This is a genomic window from Ralstonia sp. SET104, from assembly GCF_003851545.1.
Classification (GTDB): domain Bacteria; phylum Pseudomonadota; class Gammaproteobacteria; order Burkholderiales; family Burkholderiaceae; genus Ralstonia.
In genome coordinates this window covers 111,653-127,300 of sequence record NZ_BHVX01000009.1, presented here as the reverse complement: position 1 = coordinate 127,300, position 15,648 = coordinate 111,653, and the positions used below count along the sequence as shown (strand labels likewise).

16 protein-coding genes are annotated in these 15,648 nt (G+C 64.9%); 10 read left to right on the top strand and 6 right to left on the bottom strand.

The annotated features are described in order from the left end of the window. Positions 1-8: 8 nt before the first annotated feature. A complete protein-coding gene (locus PSUB009319_RS13705; protein ID WP_124382774.1) occupies positions 9-707 on the bottom strand; it encodes a hypothetical protein in 699 nt (232 codons plus the stop codon). Between the two features lie 417 nt (positions 708-1,124). On the opposite strand from PSUB009319_RS13705, the gene PSUB009319_RS13700 reads away from it, so the two are divergent. Together PSUB009319_RS13700 and PSUB009319_RS13695 are read left to right on the top strand one after the other, a co-directional pair. Further along, the gene (locus tag PSUB009319_RS13700; protein WP_124382773.1) at positions 1,125-1,385 is read left to right on the top strand and encodes a phosphopantetheine-binding protein; all 261 of its coding nucleotides are present in this window, start codon (positions 1,125-1,127) and stop codon (positions 1,383-1,385) included. A 56-nt stretch (positions 1,386-1,441) separates the two neighbouring features. Next, positions 1,442-2,221 (top strand): glycosyltransferase family 2 protein, encoded by a 780-nt coding sequence (locus PSUB009319_RS13695; protein ID WP_124382772.1) that lies wholly within the window; start codon positions 1,442-1,444, stop codon positions 2,219-2,221. A 179-nt stretch (positions 2,222-2,400) separates the two neighbouring features. Here the strand turns inward: PSUB009319_RS13695 and PSUB009319_RS13690 are convergent, their stop codons facing one another. After that, a complete protein-coding gene (locus PSUB009319_RS13690; protein ID WP_124382771.1) occupies positions 2,401-3,210 on the bottom strand; it encodes a c-type cytochrome in 810 nt (269 codons plus the stop codon). 253 nt (positions 3,211-3,463) lie between these two features. Further along, the gene (locus tag PSUB009319_RS13685; RefSeq protein ID WP_124382770.1) at positions 3,464-4,561 is read right to left on the bottom strand and encodes a DUF2855 family protein; all 1,098 of its coding nucleotides are present in this window, start codon (positions 4,559-4,561) and stop codon (positions 3,464-3,466) included. A 35-nt stretch (positions 4,562-4,596) separates the two neighbouring features. Here PSUB009319_RS13685 and PSUB009319_RS13680 point away from each other — a divergent pair, with 35 nt between their 5' ends. The 3 genes from PSUB009319_RS13680 (at position 4,597) to PSUB009319_RS13670 (ending at position 7,241) form a co-directional block, all read left to right on the top strand. Then, positions 4,597-5,292 carry a TetR/AcrR family transcriptional regulator gene (locus tag PSUB009319_RS13680; protein ID WP_124382769.1) on the top strand — a complete coding sequence of 232 codons (696 nt, stop codon included), beginning with the start codon at positions 4,597-4,599 and terminating at the stop codon, positions 5,290-5,292. 121 nt (positions 5,293-5,413) lie between these two features. Next, positions 5,414-6,373, top strand: a complete 960-nt coding sequence (locus PSUB009319_RS13675) for an alpha/beta hydrolase (RefSeq protein ID WP_124382768.1) — start codon at positions 5,414-5,416, stop codon at positions 6,371-6,373. 64 nt (positions 6,374-6,437) lie between these two features. Further along, positions 6,438-7,241 (top strand): hypothetical protein, encoded by an 804-nt coding sequence (locus PSUB009319_RS13670; RefSeq protein ID WP_124382767.1) that lies wholly within the window; start codon positions 6,438-6,440, stop codon positions 7,239-7,241. Positions 7,242-7,250: 9 nt separating this feature from the next. On the opposite strand, the gene PSUB009319_RS13665 is transcribed toward PSUB009319_RS13670, so the two are convergent. After that, on the bottom strand, positions 7,251-7,778 hold the full coding sequence (locus PSUB009319_RS13665; protein ID WP_124382833.1) for a gluconokinase: 528 nt from the start codon (positions 7,776-7,778) through the stop codon (positions 7,251-7,253). A gap of 232 nt (positions 7,779-8,010) precedes the next feature. On the opposite strand from PSUB009319_RS13665, the gene PSUB009319_RS13660 reads away from it, so the two are divergent. The 5 genes from PSUB009319_RS13660 to PSUB009319_RS13640 all read left to right on the top strand — a co-directional run bounded on the left by PSUB009319_RS13660 (position 8,011) and on the right by PSUB009319_RS13640 (position 13,582). Beyond that, on the top strand, positions 8,011-9,726 hold the full coding sequence (locus PSUB009319_RS13660) for an AMP-binding protein (protein WP_124382766.1): 1,716 nt from the start codon (positions 8,011-8,013) through the stop codon (positions 9,724-9,726). Between the two features lie 695 nt (positions 9,727-10,421). Beyond that, positions 10,422-11,696 carry a hypothetical protein gene (locus PSUB009319_RS13655; RefSeq protein ID WP_124382765.1) on the top strand — a complete coding sequence of 425 codons (1,275 nt, stop codon included), beginning with the start codon at positions 10,422-10,424 and terminating at the stop codon, positions 11,694-11,696. A gap of 133 nt (positions 11,697-11,829) precedes the next feature. Continuing rightward, positions 11,830-12,264: a hypothetical protein gene (locus PSUB009319_RS13650; protein WP_124382764.1), complete on the top strand. Its 435-nt coding sequence runs from the start codon at positions 11,830-11,832 to the stop codon at positions 12,262-12,264. Between the two features lie 16 nt (positions 12,265-12,280). Beyond that, positions 12,281-12,985, top strand: a complete 705-nt coding sequence (locus PSUB009319_RS13645) for a C39 family peptidase (protein WP_124382763.1) — start codon at positions 12,281-12,283, stop codon at positions 12,983-12,985. 57 nt (positions 12,986-13,042) lie between these two features. Next, entirely contained in the window at positions 13,043-13,582 is a 540-nt protein-coding gene (locus PSUB009319_RS13640) for a hypothetical protein (protein WP_124382762.1), read from the top strand. Position 13,583: 1 nt separating this feature from the next. Here PSUB009319_RS13640 and PSUB009319_RS13635 read toward each other — a convergent pair whose 3' ends face one another. Next, complete coding sequence (locus PSUB009319_RS13635) at positions 13,584-14,924, bottom strand: transporter (RefSeq protein WP_124382761.1); 1,341 nt, start codon at positions 14,922-14,924, stop codon at positions 13,584-13,586. A gap of 320 nt (positions 14,925-15,244) precedes the next feature. Then, a complete protein-coding gene (locus PSUB009319_RS23420) occupies positions 15,245-15,541 on the bottom strand; it encodes an Imm52 family immunity protein (RefSeq protein WP_124382760.1) in 297 nt (98 codons plus the stop codon). Positions 15,542-15,648 lie beyond the last annotated feature (107 nt).

Here is a 15,648-nt window from a genome sequence, read left to right as displayed (position 1 = left end):
GCAGATCGTTAGGACGTGTGGGGTTCAGCGGGAGCGCTCTGTCGCTCTGAGGCGGCGGGTGTCGCTTGCCCTGATGGCCCTGCTTGTCGATAGGCACGCACCGCATCGAACAGGCTGGAGCGCGGCTCGCCGCGCAGCACGATGCGCCGGCAGAGGTATTCCGCCACGAACATCACACCCACCAGCGGCAGCGACAGGTAGTTGGCAAACGTCGACCATGTCACGGTCGATGCCGTGGCAAACAGCAGCGTCGACATGTTGGCGGTTGCGAGAAAGAACAGCGTCCAGGCCAGCGTCACCTGCCGCGAGTAACGCGCAATGCGCGGTGTGAGCGTGCCGTGCACAACGTGGGCAAAGCGCGTGCACAGCGGCTCGTGCCCCGCCACCAGCGTGCGTCCGAAGATGTAGGCCATCGTCAGGTTGAAGCTCGCATGTTCGAGGTACAGGCCCCAATCAAAATAACGTGCCAGCGGTGCATGCGCCATCCACAGCGCCGCGCAGGTGAGCGCCCACACTGGCAACAGCCACGCCCGATGCGCAGAACGTGCGGCTGCGACCAGCGCAATTGCCAACGGCGGCGCCAGTGCCATCGTCAGGCCAACGCCATGCGCACCCGGTGTGGCCGCCGCGTAATGGGCACCGACCTGATACGCCACGACCGCAATCACGCCCGCCGCGCTGCGCGCAAAGCTGGTCAATCGGTTCATGGCAGAACGGGGCGGGAGGAACGGCGCTGCATTGTTGTCGGGTTGGAGAAGGTGCCGGGCAGTTTCATCATAGGGCGGGGCACATTCTAGGGCCCCCAGCCTGTCTCGCCCGATCAGGCGGCGGCATGTTTGTAACCGGATGTACGGAGCTTCGCCACCCTTCCTGCCCCACCTCTTGCCGCTTTGCGGCGCCACACAAGCCGTTGAATCTTTTGCGTCACTCCGTGCGGGCGCGGCAATATGCGGCCTTTGTCACGGTTTCGCGCTATACGGGATGTAACCCTTCGTCTAGAATCCGCGTAGCTTAAACGACCCCCTTCACAGGCTGGGCTGGGCAAGGCAGGGGCTTCGGGCAAAGAGAACATCGTTGTTTCTGGCCGCAACCCCCGCTGCACGCCGCCTGTGGTTGCAAGACCGATGAACGACCTGGAAAAAGAGCTCGCCGCGCTCATGATCGGCGAGCTGAATCTCGAAGACATTCAACTCGATGCCCTGAGCGCCGATACACCGCTGTATGGCGAAGGGTTCGGGCTCGACTCCATCGATATCCTCGAAGTTGCGCTGCTGATCTCCAAGAAGTACGGCTTCGAGTTGCGCTCGGGCAATCCGGACAACCAGAAGATTTTCGCCTCGCTGGGCTCGCTTGCGGCCTACGTGGCAGAGCACCGTACGCGATAGGCTTGCGCCAGCGCCCGACGCATTCAACGCTTCCAACGTTTCGCCGGACCGACGCCATGCCGATGACCGGCACTCTCTCTTCCTGCACCTCGCACCTTGTTCTGATTCCCAGCTACAACCCTGGCCCCAAGGTTGACGACACCGTACGCAGTGCGCGCGCGCAGTGGAACCCGGTCTGGGTGGTGGTGGACGGCAGCACCGATGGCAGCACCGAACGTCTGCAGGCCATGGCCGCGCAAGACCCGGGGCTGCGCGTGATCGTGCTGCCGCGCAATCGCGGCAAGGGTGTGGCCATACGGGCCGGTCTGGAAGCCGCCGCCGCCGCGGGCTTTACCCACGCGCTGACCATGGATGCCGATGGCCAGCACCCCGCCAGCCTTATCCCCGAATTCATGGCGGCCTCGCAGGCGGCGCCCGACGCGATGATCCTCGGCCAGCCGGTGTTCGACGCAACGGCCCCGCAGGTGCGCGTGCAGGGCCGGCGCCTGTCCAATGGCTGTGCCGACGTCGAAACCCTGTGGGCCGGCATTGGCGACACTTTGTTCGGTTTTCGCGTCTATCCGATTGCGCCGTTGGTCGAGATCATGCGGCGCCAGGCGTGGATGCGCGGTTTCGATTTCGACCCCGAAGCCGCAGTGCGCCTGTGCTGGGCCGGGGTGCGTCCGATCCGGATGGCGGCGCCGGTGCGTTACTTCCGCGCGCATGAGGGCGGCGTATCGCACTTCCGGTATTTGCGCGACAACATCCTGCTGTTCGGGATGCACCTGCGCTTGATAGCCGAGGGCATGCTGCGCCTGCCCGCGATGATTGCGCGGCGGGTGCAGCGCGGCTGGTAGCCTGGGGTAACTGGCTTTGGGTCGCTTCAGTGGCGGCCCTGGCCTGGTTGAGAGATTGTCCTTGCCGGCAAAGTGCCGGTACAGCGTCATACGGGCGACGCCGGACGCTGAGGTGCAAAAGAAGAAAAGCCTGCGGCGGTTGCGTCGCAGGCTTTTTTTGCCTTCAAGGCACAGCGGTTTCAGCGCGCGTCTTTGGGCTTGTCGCCCTTGGGCCAATCCTGGGTGCGCGCCGCATAGTCCGGACGCGGCTGCTGTGTGAAGAACGCCGCCACGTCCACGGCCTCCTGCGCGGTGAGTGTGCCGCCCTGGCCGAGCGGCATGTTGTGCTTTACGAAGGCCGCCGCGGTGAACAACCGCGCCATGCCCGCCCCCACGTTGAACGAATCCTTGCCCCACAGCGGCGGCATCGCGTACCCGCCTTGCGGGTTGGGCAGCCCTTGGCCTTCGGCACCATGGCAGGCGGCGCAGCGCTGTGCGTAGATGGCCTTGCCGTTGTCGCGGTTGGGCGTGAGCGCGGTGTCGATCTTTTCAAAGCCGCGCCCCGTTACGTTGGTGCCCACGGGCACGCCGCCCGACAGCCATTTCATGTAGGCGAGGATGGCGTTCATGTCGTCGCCGTCAAAGGCAACCGGCTTGCCGTTCATCGAGCGCTGGAAGCAGTCATTTACGCGCTCTTGCAACGAGATGACCCTGCCGCTGCGCGAGCGGTATTCCGGAAACGCGGCGGTCAGCCCCACCCATGGCGATGCGTATGGCGTTGTGCCGCCGTTCAGGTGGCAGCTCGTGCAGTTCAGGCCGTTACCGACGTTGTGCGGCAACTGGCGCTGAGTGTCAGTGAGGATCAGCTTGCCGCGCTTGATGGCGTCGCCCACGGGCCCGGCAGGGATGGTGGCTTCGTCGGGCACCGGCAGCGCGACCGGCGTGGCTTGTGCAAATGCGGCGGTACTGGCGATGAGCGCCAGCGCGGCGCCTACGGTGCGAAGTTGCATGCTGTCCCCGTGAGGTCTGTGTTGGAGTTGTGTGCGAAAACGGCGCGGCTAGCGTTTTCTCTCACGCCAGCCAATGACGGCCGTGCCCGGCGCGAAATGTACGAAGTCAATCGACATGAGGGAAGCAGGAAATCAATGAAAACCTGAATACTATATAAATTTATAGATTGTTTGTCATGGGGCTGGCAACGCACGCGCCAGGCTCGAAGCCTGGCGCGACGGATGCAGTTAAGACTTCGCTAGCGCCGAGGCATCAGAGCCGGATCACGTAGCCCTCTCGCGGGTGCGTGCGGCCGGCATGCAGGGCTGCGATGCGCTCCTGCGCTGCCGCCATGCCGCGCGCCTCAATCAGCTTGAGCCAGCCGCGCTTGGGCTCGCGCACGTGGTCGATGAAGCGTCGCTGCGCGGCGTTGAACTTCTCAGTGACAACAGTTGGGCCCCAGTCGGCGTTGCGCTTGCGGATCTGCACCGGCGCGAAATAGAACTGCGGCGCGGGGCCGGGCAAGTCGGCAGCCTGGATGAAATCGGTGTTCTGCGCCGATCCGGCGAAGCAGTCGTAGATGAGCGCATCGCCAAAGTGTTCGTGTACGCGCCGACGCAATGCCACGTCGCCGGAGAAATCGACGTAGAGCGTGGGGACGTCGGGGGCGAGCGTGTCGAGTGCTTCATAGGTGACGCTGTCGTGGTAGCAGCCCAGGCCGTCAACAAAGGCGCGGTTGCCGCCCGAGGTCAGCGCGGTGAGCGTGAGCCCGGGCACGTCCTGTAGACAGAACGCGGTGCCGTACGCCGTCTTGCTCGACGCACTCGAAAACACCAGCCGCTGCGCGCCGAAGAAGGTGTTGTCCGTCAGGAAATCCGCCAGCATGAACGACGTGATGAACAGTGGGCGGTAGAGCATCTGGTAGTCCTCCAGCGCGGCGTCGTAGGCGGCGTCTTGCGTGACGCGCGTGTACTGGTTGTAGGCGGACACCAGTGCCTGGCGATGCGCAGCGCCGTCGTAGAAGCCGCGCGGCGTGATGCGCTCGGGCTGCATGCGCAGGTGCGTGGCGATGGGGAAATAGCCGTAGAAGCGCTCGCCCACGTCGATGCCCTCTACAGTGGAACTCACTACATCGGCAAAGCCCCACACGGGCATATGGCCCCAGCCATCGTGCCCGGTCGGGAAGAATGACCAGTACTGCATGGCGTCGCCAAAGGCGGCGTAAGTGATGTTGTTGGTGGTGAGCGCAAAGCGGTCCAGACGCAACACGATCTCACCAGGGGCCGCAGCGGGTGCTGCATCGGTGCTTTCCAGGCGGCTTTCGTTTAGGGCATCCTTGCGCGTGAAGAGCCGCTGGTATGGGGCGTTCATGGTGTCTTCTCCATTCTCGGGATTGATTCGGGCTGATGGCTTCACTTTCTCGCCGGCCATCTTATGGCCAACATCCGGATGCCGGGTTCGGAAACGCACGGGCTGAAAACGCCCGCGCCAAGCCGCTGAAACGGCCATCGCAGCGCCGGGCCAGGTTCACGGTGCAGGCCATCTACGAGGCATTTGTTCGGATTTGGCAGCGCGACGGCGCACAGGCCGCAACCACGCGCGCGGTGGCGCTGGAAGCCGGTTGCTCCGTCGGCACGCTGTATGAATACTTCCCGAACAAGGAGGCGCTGCTCTCCGGCTATGTGCGCCACACCATCGAGGTGCTGCTTGCACGCATCCAGCGCGAGGTGACCGACCGCACCGATGCCCCGTGGACGGCCCGCGTGCGCCATCTCGTGCGGTTGAGCTGCGGCGATCCGGCGCTCGATCCTCCGTACTTTGATCACGCCATGCTGATGCGCGAAGACCGCATTGCCGAGCCCAAGCACCACCGGCGCTTCTTCGATGAACTGAGCGCGGCATGGCGCCGGGCGCTGGATGCCTGTCCCGATCTGCCTTCCCGGCCTGACGACACGCTGCTGCAAACGCTGCTGCAAGCCATCTGGGGCGCACGCCGCTACCGGCTGCTGCTGCAGGACGGCCTGCCCACGGCCGAGGCGTGGATCGATGAAATGGAGCAGTTGTGCCTGCGTACCGTGGCTGCCACGCCTGACATGGCTTGATGCCGGGGGCTCGTGGGGCGGCGTTGCCCAATGTGGACACTGGTGTTCAAACAGGGTGTGAACCGATTGTGTGGGCGACGCATCCTCGCTAGGCTGGGGTTTTGCGGTGGAGGGTTGCGCGATGAGCTGGCAGAACTGGGTCGTCTCCAGGATGGTGCGCAACCAGATCAAAAGGGCCACTGAGCGCGAGCCTTTCGACCCCATCGCCACCCGCCTGCATGCCGAGAAGCGCAAGATGCCTTCGCCGGTGGAGCTGCCTGCGGACTGGAGCATCGTGCCGGCAAATCACGGCCTCACCGGCGAGTGGATCGAACCCGCCGACCCCGACCGGCATGATGACGCCCCCGTCGTTCTCTATTTGCATGGCGGCGGCTACTTCTTCTGCAGCCCGCGTACGCATCGGCCCATCACCATCGGCCTAGCCACGCATGCGGGTGCCCGCGTATGCGTGCCGGACTATCGTCTGGCGCCTGAGTATCCGTTTCCGGCGCCGGTGGAAGATGCGCTCTTCACGTATCGCGCGCTGATAGCCCAGGGTGTGGCGCCGTCGCGCATTGTGGTGGCGGGCGATTCTGCGGGCGGCGGGCTGGCGCTTGCGCTGCTGGTGGCTTTGCGCGATGCGGCTGACCCGCTACCAGCCGGTGCGATCCTTTACTCGCCGTGGACGGACCTGGCCGCCACCGGCCAGAGCCTGATCGACAACGACGAATCCGACGTGATGTTCCGCGGCGCATGGATGGCCCACGGCGCAGCGCTGTACCTGGGCGATTCGGGCGCGCCGGCAGACCACCCGCTCGCCTCGCCGCTGTATGCCGATTTCACGGGCCTGCCGGCGCTGCATTGCTACGTCAGCACCAGCGAAGTGCTGCGCGACGATACCCTCCGAATGGCCGAGCGCGCGCGGGCAGCGGGGGTATCCGTTTCGGTAGAAATGGGGCGTCGGCTTCCGCACGTGTGGCCGATCTTCTATCCTTTCCTTCCAGAGGCGCGCGTAGCGCTCAAACGATCGGGCGAGCAGATCAGACGACTGGTTGCCGCCCGGCATGAGGACCGAGAACCGGTGGCATTGACACCGGCATGATCCGACCGGCGCCGATGGCAAGACCCTGGCGGACCGATCGGGACGCGCAAACGGGGAGCCCAGCATGCGTCGGGTGGTGGTCTTGGGTGTGGTGCTGGCCGTGGTGGCCGGCGCGGGTCTTTGGAGCCGGCATTACCGTGCGCGGTTGGCCAATGTCCGTTTTGCTTCCATCGAGGCCGTTGCCGCCCAAACCGATCATCAGCCTGCCGGCTTATTGGTCAGCTTGCCTGCGCCCAAGGCTTACTGGCTCAAGATCTGCGACGAGAAACTGGGCCCCATGCGCGTGACCGTGCATGCCAACGAGGCGCCGCTGTTCTTCTCCAACGACCGCTCGATCGACCAGCTCACTGCCGAGGCGCCGCCGTACGACCGTTCCGCGCGCGTTCTGGGCAAAACGTACGCCACGCTTGTCGCGCAGTTTGAGGTCACCACGCACTACATGGCGCTGCCCACGCAGCCGCCCACCACATGCCTGCGCCCGTCCATTGACGTGGCGCTTGTGCTGAACCATTTTCGTGTAACGGTGGCGCGCGAGTTTGCGCCGGGCTCCTGCGCCTACAACGCCATCCGCGCACATGAATTGCGGCACGTGGCCGTTAACCGCGCCGTGCTGCCGCATGCCGCCGAGATGATCCGCAAGGAGATTGAGCGCGAATACGGCGGCCGGCTCTACTTTGGTGACGCCGATCGCATTGCCGCCGACTTGCAGGCAGCGCTCACACGCCATTGGCTGCCACGTGTGCAATCGCTGATCGAGCTGGGCCTGCAGGCGCACGAGCAGATCGATACGCCGCGTGAGCAGGAACGCATGAGCCGCGTGTGCAACGGCGAGGTGCAGGCCGTGTTGCAGCAACTCATGCGCAGCTAGCGCGCAGGTTCAGGCTGCCGGCCGATGCGCGGCGCGCGCCTGCAGTTGCCTGACCGCCTCGTCGACGATGGCCTCGGGCGGCAGCGCGATGTCGACGATGACGGCGTCGGTCGGCTCTTCCAGCGCATCGAACTGGCTGCGCAGCAGGTTCGGGTTGAAGAAGTGATCCTTGCGTGCAGAGAGGCGACCCTGCAGCAGTTCAAAATCGCCCTTCAGGTAGACAAACTCGGTGATGCCGCTGCTGTTGCCGCTTGCAGCCTTGCCGCGAAGCACATCGCGGTAGCGCTGCTTGAGCGCCGAGCAAGCCACCACCAGGGATTGGCCGCCGCTGGTCATCTCGTCCATGTAGGTGCGGATCGATTCGAGCCAGGGTTTGCGATCGTCGTCGTTCAGCGGGATGCCGGCGTGCATCTTGGCGCGGTTGGCGTCGGTGTGGAACTCGTCGCCATCACGGAAAGCGCAGCCCAGCCGCTCTGCGATCTTCTGCCCGACCGTTGATTTGCCGCAACCCGAAACACCCATCACTACTACGATCATCGTCATTCCCTACGTGCAAGAAAGCGCAAAACATCAGGCCGGCATGTTAGCGCGTTGAGCGTGACGCCCGCCGATTTTTGCTGCTGCACCGCAGCAATTGTTCCGCGTTATTGTTCGTCCGGCAACGGATTGCCAAATACGTCAAGCTGCGTCAAATTGCGGGCAAAGCAGTAGGAAACATCACTCAAAACAAGGCCCGAAAAAAGGCCAACGTTGATTGGAGGAGACATCCATGGCTGGTGAGGTTTTTGACGCGCGACCGCGCAATGGTGCGTCGTATGTGGTGGGCGATACGGCGGTGCCGCTGGCGCACGTGACCGTCTCGGCGCTGCTGGCGGATACCGTGCGCCGCTGCCCCGATGACGAGGCGGTCGTCTTCCGCGAGCAGAACGTGCGCTGGACGTGGCGCGCCTTTGCCCAGCAGGTGGACGCGCTGGCCGCCGGGCTGCATGCGCTGGGGCTGGCGCGGGGCGACCGCATCGGCATCTGGTCGCCCAACCGCTATGAATGGGTGCTCACCCAGTTCGCCACGGCGCGCCTGGGGCTTATTCTGGTCAACATCAATCCGGCGTATCGGCTCTCGGAGCTGGAATACGCGCTCAACAAGGTTGGCTGCAAGGCGATCGTGGCGGCGGAGGCGTTCAAGACGTCGCGCTATCTGGAGATGCTGCAGACGCTCGCGCCCGAACTGGCAACCGCGCAGCCCGGTGCATTGCATGCCGCCAAGCTGCCCGCGCTGCGCTGGGTCATCCGGATGGGCGAGGCCAATACACCGGGCATGCTCAACTTTGATGATGTGATTGCGCGCGGAAAAAACGTACCCATTGATGCGCTGGACGCTATCACCGCCCAACTGTCGCCGGACGACGCTATCAACATCCAGTTCACCAGCGGCACCACCGGCGCGCCCAAGGGCGCCACGCTCACGCACATGAACGTCGTCAACAACGCGCGCTTTGTTGCCATGGCGATGAACCTGCAGGGCGGTGATCGGCTGTGCATTCCGGTGCCGCTGTATCACTGCTTCGGCATGGTCATGTCGGTGCTCACGTGCACGGCCACGGGCGCGTGCATGGTGTTTCCGGGCGAGGCATTCGACCCGCTCGCCGCGCTGCAGACCGTGGCGCAAGAGCGCTGCACGCAACTGCACGGCGTGCCGACCATGTTCATCGCGCAGCTCGATCATCCGGATTTCAAAACCTTCGACGTTTCAAGCCTGCGTGGCGGCATCATGGCCGGATCACCATGCCCGATCGAGGTGATGAAGCGCGTGGTGTCGGAGCTGAACCTGCGCGAAGTCACCATCGCGTATGGCATGACCGAGACGAGCCCCGTGTCGTTCCAGAGCGCAGTGACCGACCCGCTGGACAAGCGCGTCACCACCGTTGGCCGCATCCAGCCGCACCTGCAGGTCAAGCTGGTGGATGGCGCGGGCGACGTCGTGCTGGTGGGCGAGAAGGGCGAGCTGTGCACCAAGGGCTATTCAGTCATGCTCGGCTACTGGGACGACGAGGCCAAGACCGCCGATTCCATCCACGACGGCTGGATGCGTACGGGCGACCTGGCCACCTTCGATGCCGAGGGCTACTGCAACATCGTCGGCCGCGTGAAGGACATGCTCATCCGTGGCGGCGAAAACGTCTACCCGCGCGAGATCGAGGAGTTTCTCTTCCGTCATCCGAAGGTGCAGGCTGTCAACGTATTCGGCGTGCCCGACCCCAAGTACGGCGAAGAGGTCTGCGCGTGGATCGTGCTCAAGCCCGGCCAGCAGGCCACGGAAGACGAGATCCGCACGTTCTGCCAGGGCCAGATCGCGCATTACAAGATCCCGCGCTACATCCGCTTCGTTACCGAGATGCCGATGACGGTGACGGGCAAGGTGCAGAAGTTCGTCATGCGCGACCGCATGATCGACGAACTCAAGCTCACGGTGGCCGCCACGGCATGAGCCTGCGGTTTCGCGCTTGAAATGCGAACGGGTTGCGCGCGGCTTGTTATTGCCATGACGATGCTTGCCGCGCGCGGTTTCTTTCGCCTGCCTGGGCAAAGTCAGGCGATGAAATCAAGACACCTTTGCCGCATGCGTCTTGCCGATAGGGGGCACTTGCTCTGAAGCGGCCGCGCACGGCCGTGTGCTCGCGGCGCGTGCGTCATTGAGGCACGCAGCCCGGCGCGAGGTGCGCCACGGGATGCACCCCCGCCACGACCTGCCGCCCACGCAATGTGGGCGCCGATGCGCCGATGTATCAGGCCTGAATCCCCCAGCCAATCGCCCCCCTCACACACCGTGGCCGCGTGCATACCCGTACGTGGTTTGCGTCTTCGCTACGCAGCCATGCATGCCACGGCTGCCTGCGTGCGGCTGGGGTGTTTCAGCGCTGCAACCGAAATGCCTCAAATTGCCCTCCAAACATTGCATGTCTGGACACGATCGCGCGGCAGCGCGCGCACATATCCGCGCACGTGCCGACGAATCTTTTGCGTTTTCAACCCCTTAGAACGGTCGTGCGAAACAGGCCTGGAAGATGGCACCGAATATGCAAACGAGCCGCCCCGGGGTGGGTGACGTTTTTCCCACAGGCAGAGCGCGCCGGCCCCACTGGCTGCGCTTCCAACCGCCCCTTCACCTTTATGGAGTGCGTTATGAAGAAGACCTTACTGGCCACCGCGATCGCCATGGGATTGGGGGTCTCTGGCGTTGCATTGGCCGATATCGGGAACTCAGCGTCCGGGGCGGGGGATCAGACCCAAACCAATACATCGACCATCACCAGAACCGACACCAGCACAGCAACAACGACAACGACAACCACAACGGCAGCCGATAACTCCAACCAGCACAACAACCAAAGCCAGGGCAGCAACCGTGACAACAGCGGCTGGGCCCACGCCGATGGTTATGGCACGGCTGCGGCCAACAACGGCGGTACGGCCACCGCCGCGTTCACCAACTCTTTCAACACCAGCAAGGCGATTGCGATCTCCAGGCTGGACGGTGCCGTGAGCAATGTCAGTGTGTCGGGCATCGGCAATGTCGTCACCAATAGCGGCACCGCCAATGGCGGCAGCGGTGGCCGTGGCGGCTATGGCTACGGCGGCACCGGTGCCGGTGGCAACGGCGGCGCCGGTGGCGCGGGCGGTGGCGGCGGCGCGGGCGGCAGCTCGGGCAACGTCACGCACGGCAGCGCGACCAATGGCGGTGCAGTGGCGGGCGACGGCGCCAATGGCGGCAACGCCACCGGCAGCGCGGGCGGCGGCGGCAACGGCGGCAGCTCGGGCACGCTGTCGGCCAGCCTGGGCGTCGGCCTTGGCGGCGCAGCGGGCAGCACGAGCGCGGCCGGCAGCGGTGGTGGCGGGGCAGGCGGTGCGTCCAGCGCCAGCGGTGGTGATGCGAACCGGCATCATGGCGGCGGTGCGGCCATGGGCGGTGACAGCGCCTCGGCCGGCGGCGCAGGCGGGGCTGGAGGCTCCACCACCAGCGGCTCATCAACCGCATCGGCGGGTGCTGGCACAGGCGCGAGCGGCGCCACCGGCACCAGCACGGGCGGCGCGGCAGGTGCAGGCGGCGCAGCCACCAACGTGGCAGGCAATGGCGGCGCAGGCGGCAGCGCCACCAACGGCAGCGCGACCAACGGCGGGGCTTCGTCCACGGCAGGCAATGGTGCTGTGGGCGCAGTCGGTGCGGCTGGCGGCGCGGGCGGCGTCGGCAACGGCGGTGTCGGCAATGGTGCGGTGGGCGGTACGGGCGGTGCAGGCGGCACGGTTGTGCTGGATGCCGGCACGTTCAACATGTCCAACGCGATGACCAGCGTCGGTCAATCCGCAGCCGGCGTGATGATGGCAAGCCAGAACAGCGGCTTTGCCTCTCTCATCCAGCAAAGCATCAACGTGCAGGCCAACCTGAATGTCGGCAAATAGCCCGGTATCAGGCATGAGCGGGGAAGTGCCGCGCGTGCAGTGATGTTGTGCGCGTAGCGGTGGATAGGGCCGGGCTGCATGCGTAGTCCGGCCCGCAGTTGGGGACGCAGTTGGAACGTACAGGAGACATTCGATGCGATCCGACAGAGGAACCACAGCAGGATGGGCAGCATGGTTGTTGACATGCGGCCTGGCAGTTTGGCCAGCGGCAGCGGCGATGGCAGCAGACGATGCGCCAATCGCAGACGGTGCACAGACAGCCAACACGGAAGCGGTGCGTCCCCCGGTCGCCGCGCCCGTGTCGGTGCCTGGGCTCGGTCATGCGGTGGGGGCAGACAGGCTCGACAGCTATCGCGGCGGCACGCAGGACCTCTACCAGACCGTCAACGATGCGCGCCTGTCGGGCACCGTGAGCGACAACGCCGCCGTCAACGTGGCGACGGGGTCGAACATCGTGCGCGACGGCTCGTTTGCCAATGCGTCCGGCATCCCCACGGTCATCCAGAACAGCGGAGCGAACGTGTTGATCCAGAACGCCACCATCGTCAACGTGCAGTTCCGGCCTTGAGTCCGTAAGGGGCGCCATGATGCGCAAGGCGTGTGGTGCAGTGCCGATGGCGGCGGCGGCATTGGTGACGGCACTGGTGTGCGGGCCTGCGTTGGCAGGCACGGTTGACATGCTCGGCACCGGCGGCGGCACGTATGCCGTGCCCGTGACGAGCATGAAGGCCGCGCGCTACCTGCGCACCGTGCACCAGCGTTTCGACTTCAGTTGCGGGTCGGCCGCGGTGGCGACGCTGCTCACGTATCAGTACGGCTATGCGGTGAGCGAGCAGACGGTGTTCCAGGCCATGTACGAGCACGGCAACCAGGAGAAGATCCGGCATGAGGGCTTTTCGCTGCTCGACATCAAACGCTATCTGGAGTCTCAGGGCTTTGACGCCGATGGTTTTGAGCAGCCGCTGGATGCATTGAAAGACGCCCACTTGCCGGCCATCGTGCTGCTGAGCGAAAACGGCTATCACCACTTCGTGGTGGTCAAGGGCGTGCAGGAAGGGCGTGTGCTGGTGGGCGATCCGGCCATGGGCACGCGCGCAATCCCACGTGCGAGCTTCGAGAGCATGTGGGACAACCATTTGCTGTTCGTCGTCCACAACCGCGAGGCAGGGGCGACGTTCAACGCCGCATCGGATTGGCGCGTGGCACCGCGTGCACCGCTGGAGCAAGGCGTGGACCGCCGTGGCCTGGGGAACATCGTCGTCCCCAAGCATGGCCCGTCCGACTTCTGAGCGCGGTTTGAGCACGATCCGTGCGCGGCAAGCCGGCAGTCTTGGCAGGAGGGCATCATGAAGCGGTTTGGCAAGGCGGCGGCGTGGGCCGTTGGGTGGCTCGCGCTGGCTGCGGCCGGGCACGCGTGTGCGGCCGGTATGGACAGTGTGGATGGCAATCCCGTACATGCCTGGCAGGCCGTGTCTGAAGACAAGCTTGACGACATGCGCGGCGGGTTTGACGTGCCCGCACTCGCGGGGCTGCACATCTCGTTCGGCATCGATCGCGCGGTCTACATCAACGGCGATCTGGTGGCGAGCGCATCGGTCAACATCCCCGACGTGGCACGCATGAACGCCACGCAGGCGCAGCAACTGGCCACGGTGGTCAATACGGTCAACCTGGTGCAGAACGGGCCGAACAATGTCGCACCGCCCGATGTGGCCGCGGGTGCGGCAGCGGCGGCCACCGTCATCCAGAACAGCCTGAACAATCAGACGCTGCAAGCGGTGACGACCATCAACGCAGCGGTCAACAGCCTGCCGCAGTTCCGTCAGATGAATCTGGCCAACGTGCTGCAAGGCGCGCTGGCCAACGTCGTCACCATGCTGCACTGAGCTAGAACTGGATCGGCAGACGCAGCGTGACGGTCAGGTCTGGCGTGTCACGCGTGAGGCCTGCACCCACCGACAGGTTCAGCGTCGTCTTGGGCGAGAGCCGGTACGAATACCCGACCAGCAACGTACCGAGAATCGTGCGCACAGAGCCCGGCACGCGCTGGCCGTTCTGCTTGGTCGGCGCGATGATGCTCTGGTCATAGCCGATCGAGAACGCCGCCTTCTCGTTCAGTGCCAGCCCCATACCGAAGTTCAGGCCAATGATGTCGCCGGCCTTTACATTGCCCAGAAACTGCCGCGAGCCATCCACCAGATTCAGGCTCACATCCTTGCGCTCGAAGTTGTGCAGGTAGCTGATGCTGCCGAAGAACACCGCCGGGTCGGTCGGGAACAGCCACGTCAGCCCCGGCTGAACCGCGAAGAAGCCCGAGCCTGTTGGCTGCTGCAGCGGCAGGCCCGTGCCCGTGGTGTTGCTCACGCAGCGTGTCACGCAATCGGTGGTGACTTCAAACGGATCCTTGCCGGTGCGTGTCTTAAAGCGCATCCAGCCGATGTAGAACGGCTTGTCGACGCCGCCCGCGTTGAGCTGATAGCGCGCCGTCAGCTCCACATCGCCAATGCCGCGGCCATGCGAGCTGAAAGCGTTGTCCGTGGCCGTGCCGGTAAACAGTTCGCGGCTGACGGTGTCGCTCGCGCTGTAGACGTAAGGCACGCGGGCTTCCAGCTCCCAGCGCCGCGCCAGACCGTAGCGCAAGGCCACCGTGCCGGTGAGCGTGGTCGTCTTCACTTGCCGTACATCGATCAGACCGATCAGCAGCGCAGGGATGATGGTGTAGCCCACCAGCGCCACACGGTCTGACGACGAATACGCCATCTGCAAAGACGGCTCGACGACGACCTTGCCCGGCGGCGTGAGCGCGCTGGGCTCGTCAAAGATCTGCGCGATGCGTGGTGGCCGGTCGGGCGGCTCGGGTGGCTTGCCGACGGGCGTGGTGCCGGGCTGGTCGTTCTGCGCGACTTGCGATGCGTCGCCCGCCGCACCCGCCGCGCCGGGTGCACCGGCACCGCGTACGGTATCGAGCTGGCCCTCGGTCATGCCGAGCGCGCGCCGCATGTGCCGCACATGGGCTTCCTGCTGCTGGATTGAGTGCTTGAGTTCCCGCAGGCGAGCCTGCGTGTCAGCAAGCTCGCGCTGCAGGGCTTCCAGGCTGGGTGGCTTGTCGTCCACCGGCTGGTTGGTCTGCGCAAGGACCGGCCCGCCGCACAGCAGCAGGCATGCGCATGTAACCGCGCGAATCGTATGCATCGACCCGCATTGCGGCCACCATGGCGACTGCGTCATAGCAATTTCCCCCGTCGAGAGCGCCCGGCCCGCATACAGCGGACGGACCCTTCACGATTCCCCCGGGTGGCGTACTGCGGCTATCACTATAGGCGAGCAGGCGTGAAACGATAGGGCGCTGGTGTCGGCAAAAAGGACGAGGCGCGCATCTCCGTTTGGTTGATCGCTCTGGCAAGAAGGTGCCCCTCTCAGTGCTGCTGCCGGGGCGGGTGGCTCACACGCACAAGCGCCAAGCGGCTACGTTGGTTTTGCCACCGGCAGCTTTTCTCGCGGCCCACCCGCAAAGCGTGCCGCCAGCGCCTGACGCGATTGGGGTGCGATCACAGGTCTGCGTAGCGGGGCAGCAGGCCTTGATCGACCAGGCGAACCTCGATCTTGTTGGCGATTCTGACGTGCTCGGGGTTCTGGTCTGAGAACGGTTCGTCAGCCAGCTCCATGCACGTCCCCAGGTAGTCCGCTTGTCGGTGTTCCTCCATGCGGCGGAAGTGTTCAAAACCGCTGGCGTGCAACATGCTCAGCATCGTGCGCAGCTTGCCGAGCTTGTCATACAGCGCGTCGTGCGCTTCCAGGCGGCGGGCATCGAAGGGTTCGCGGGTTCCGGGGGTGGGTTGGGTCATTGGGCGTCCTGTTCAGAAGATGAATGGAACCGTGCCCGACCCTGCAAAGAAGGGTGGGCGAGCACAGGCAGGGTGGAAGACCGATGGATAACAATCGGCACGGCCGA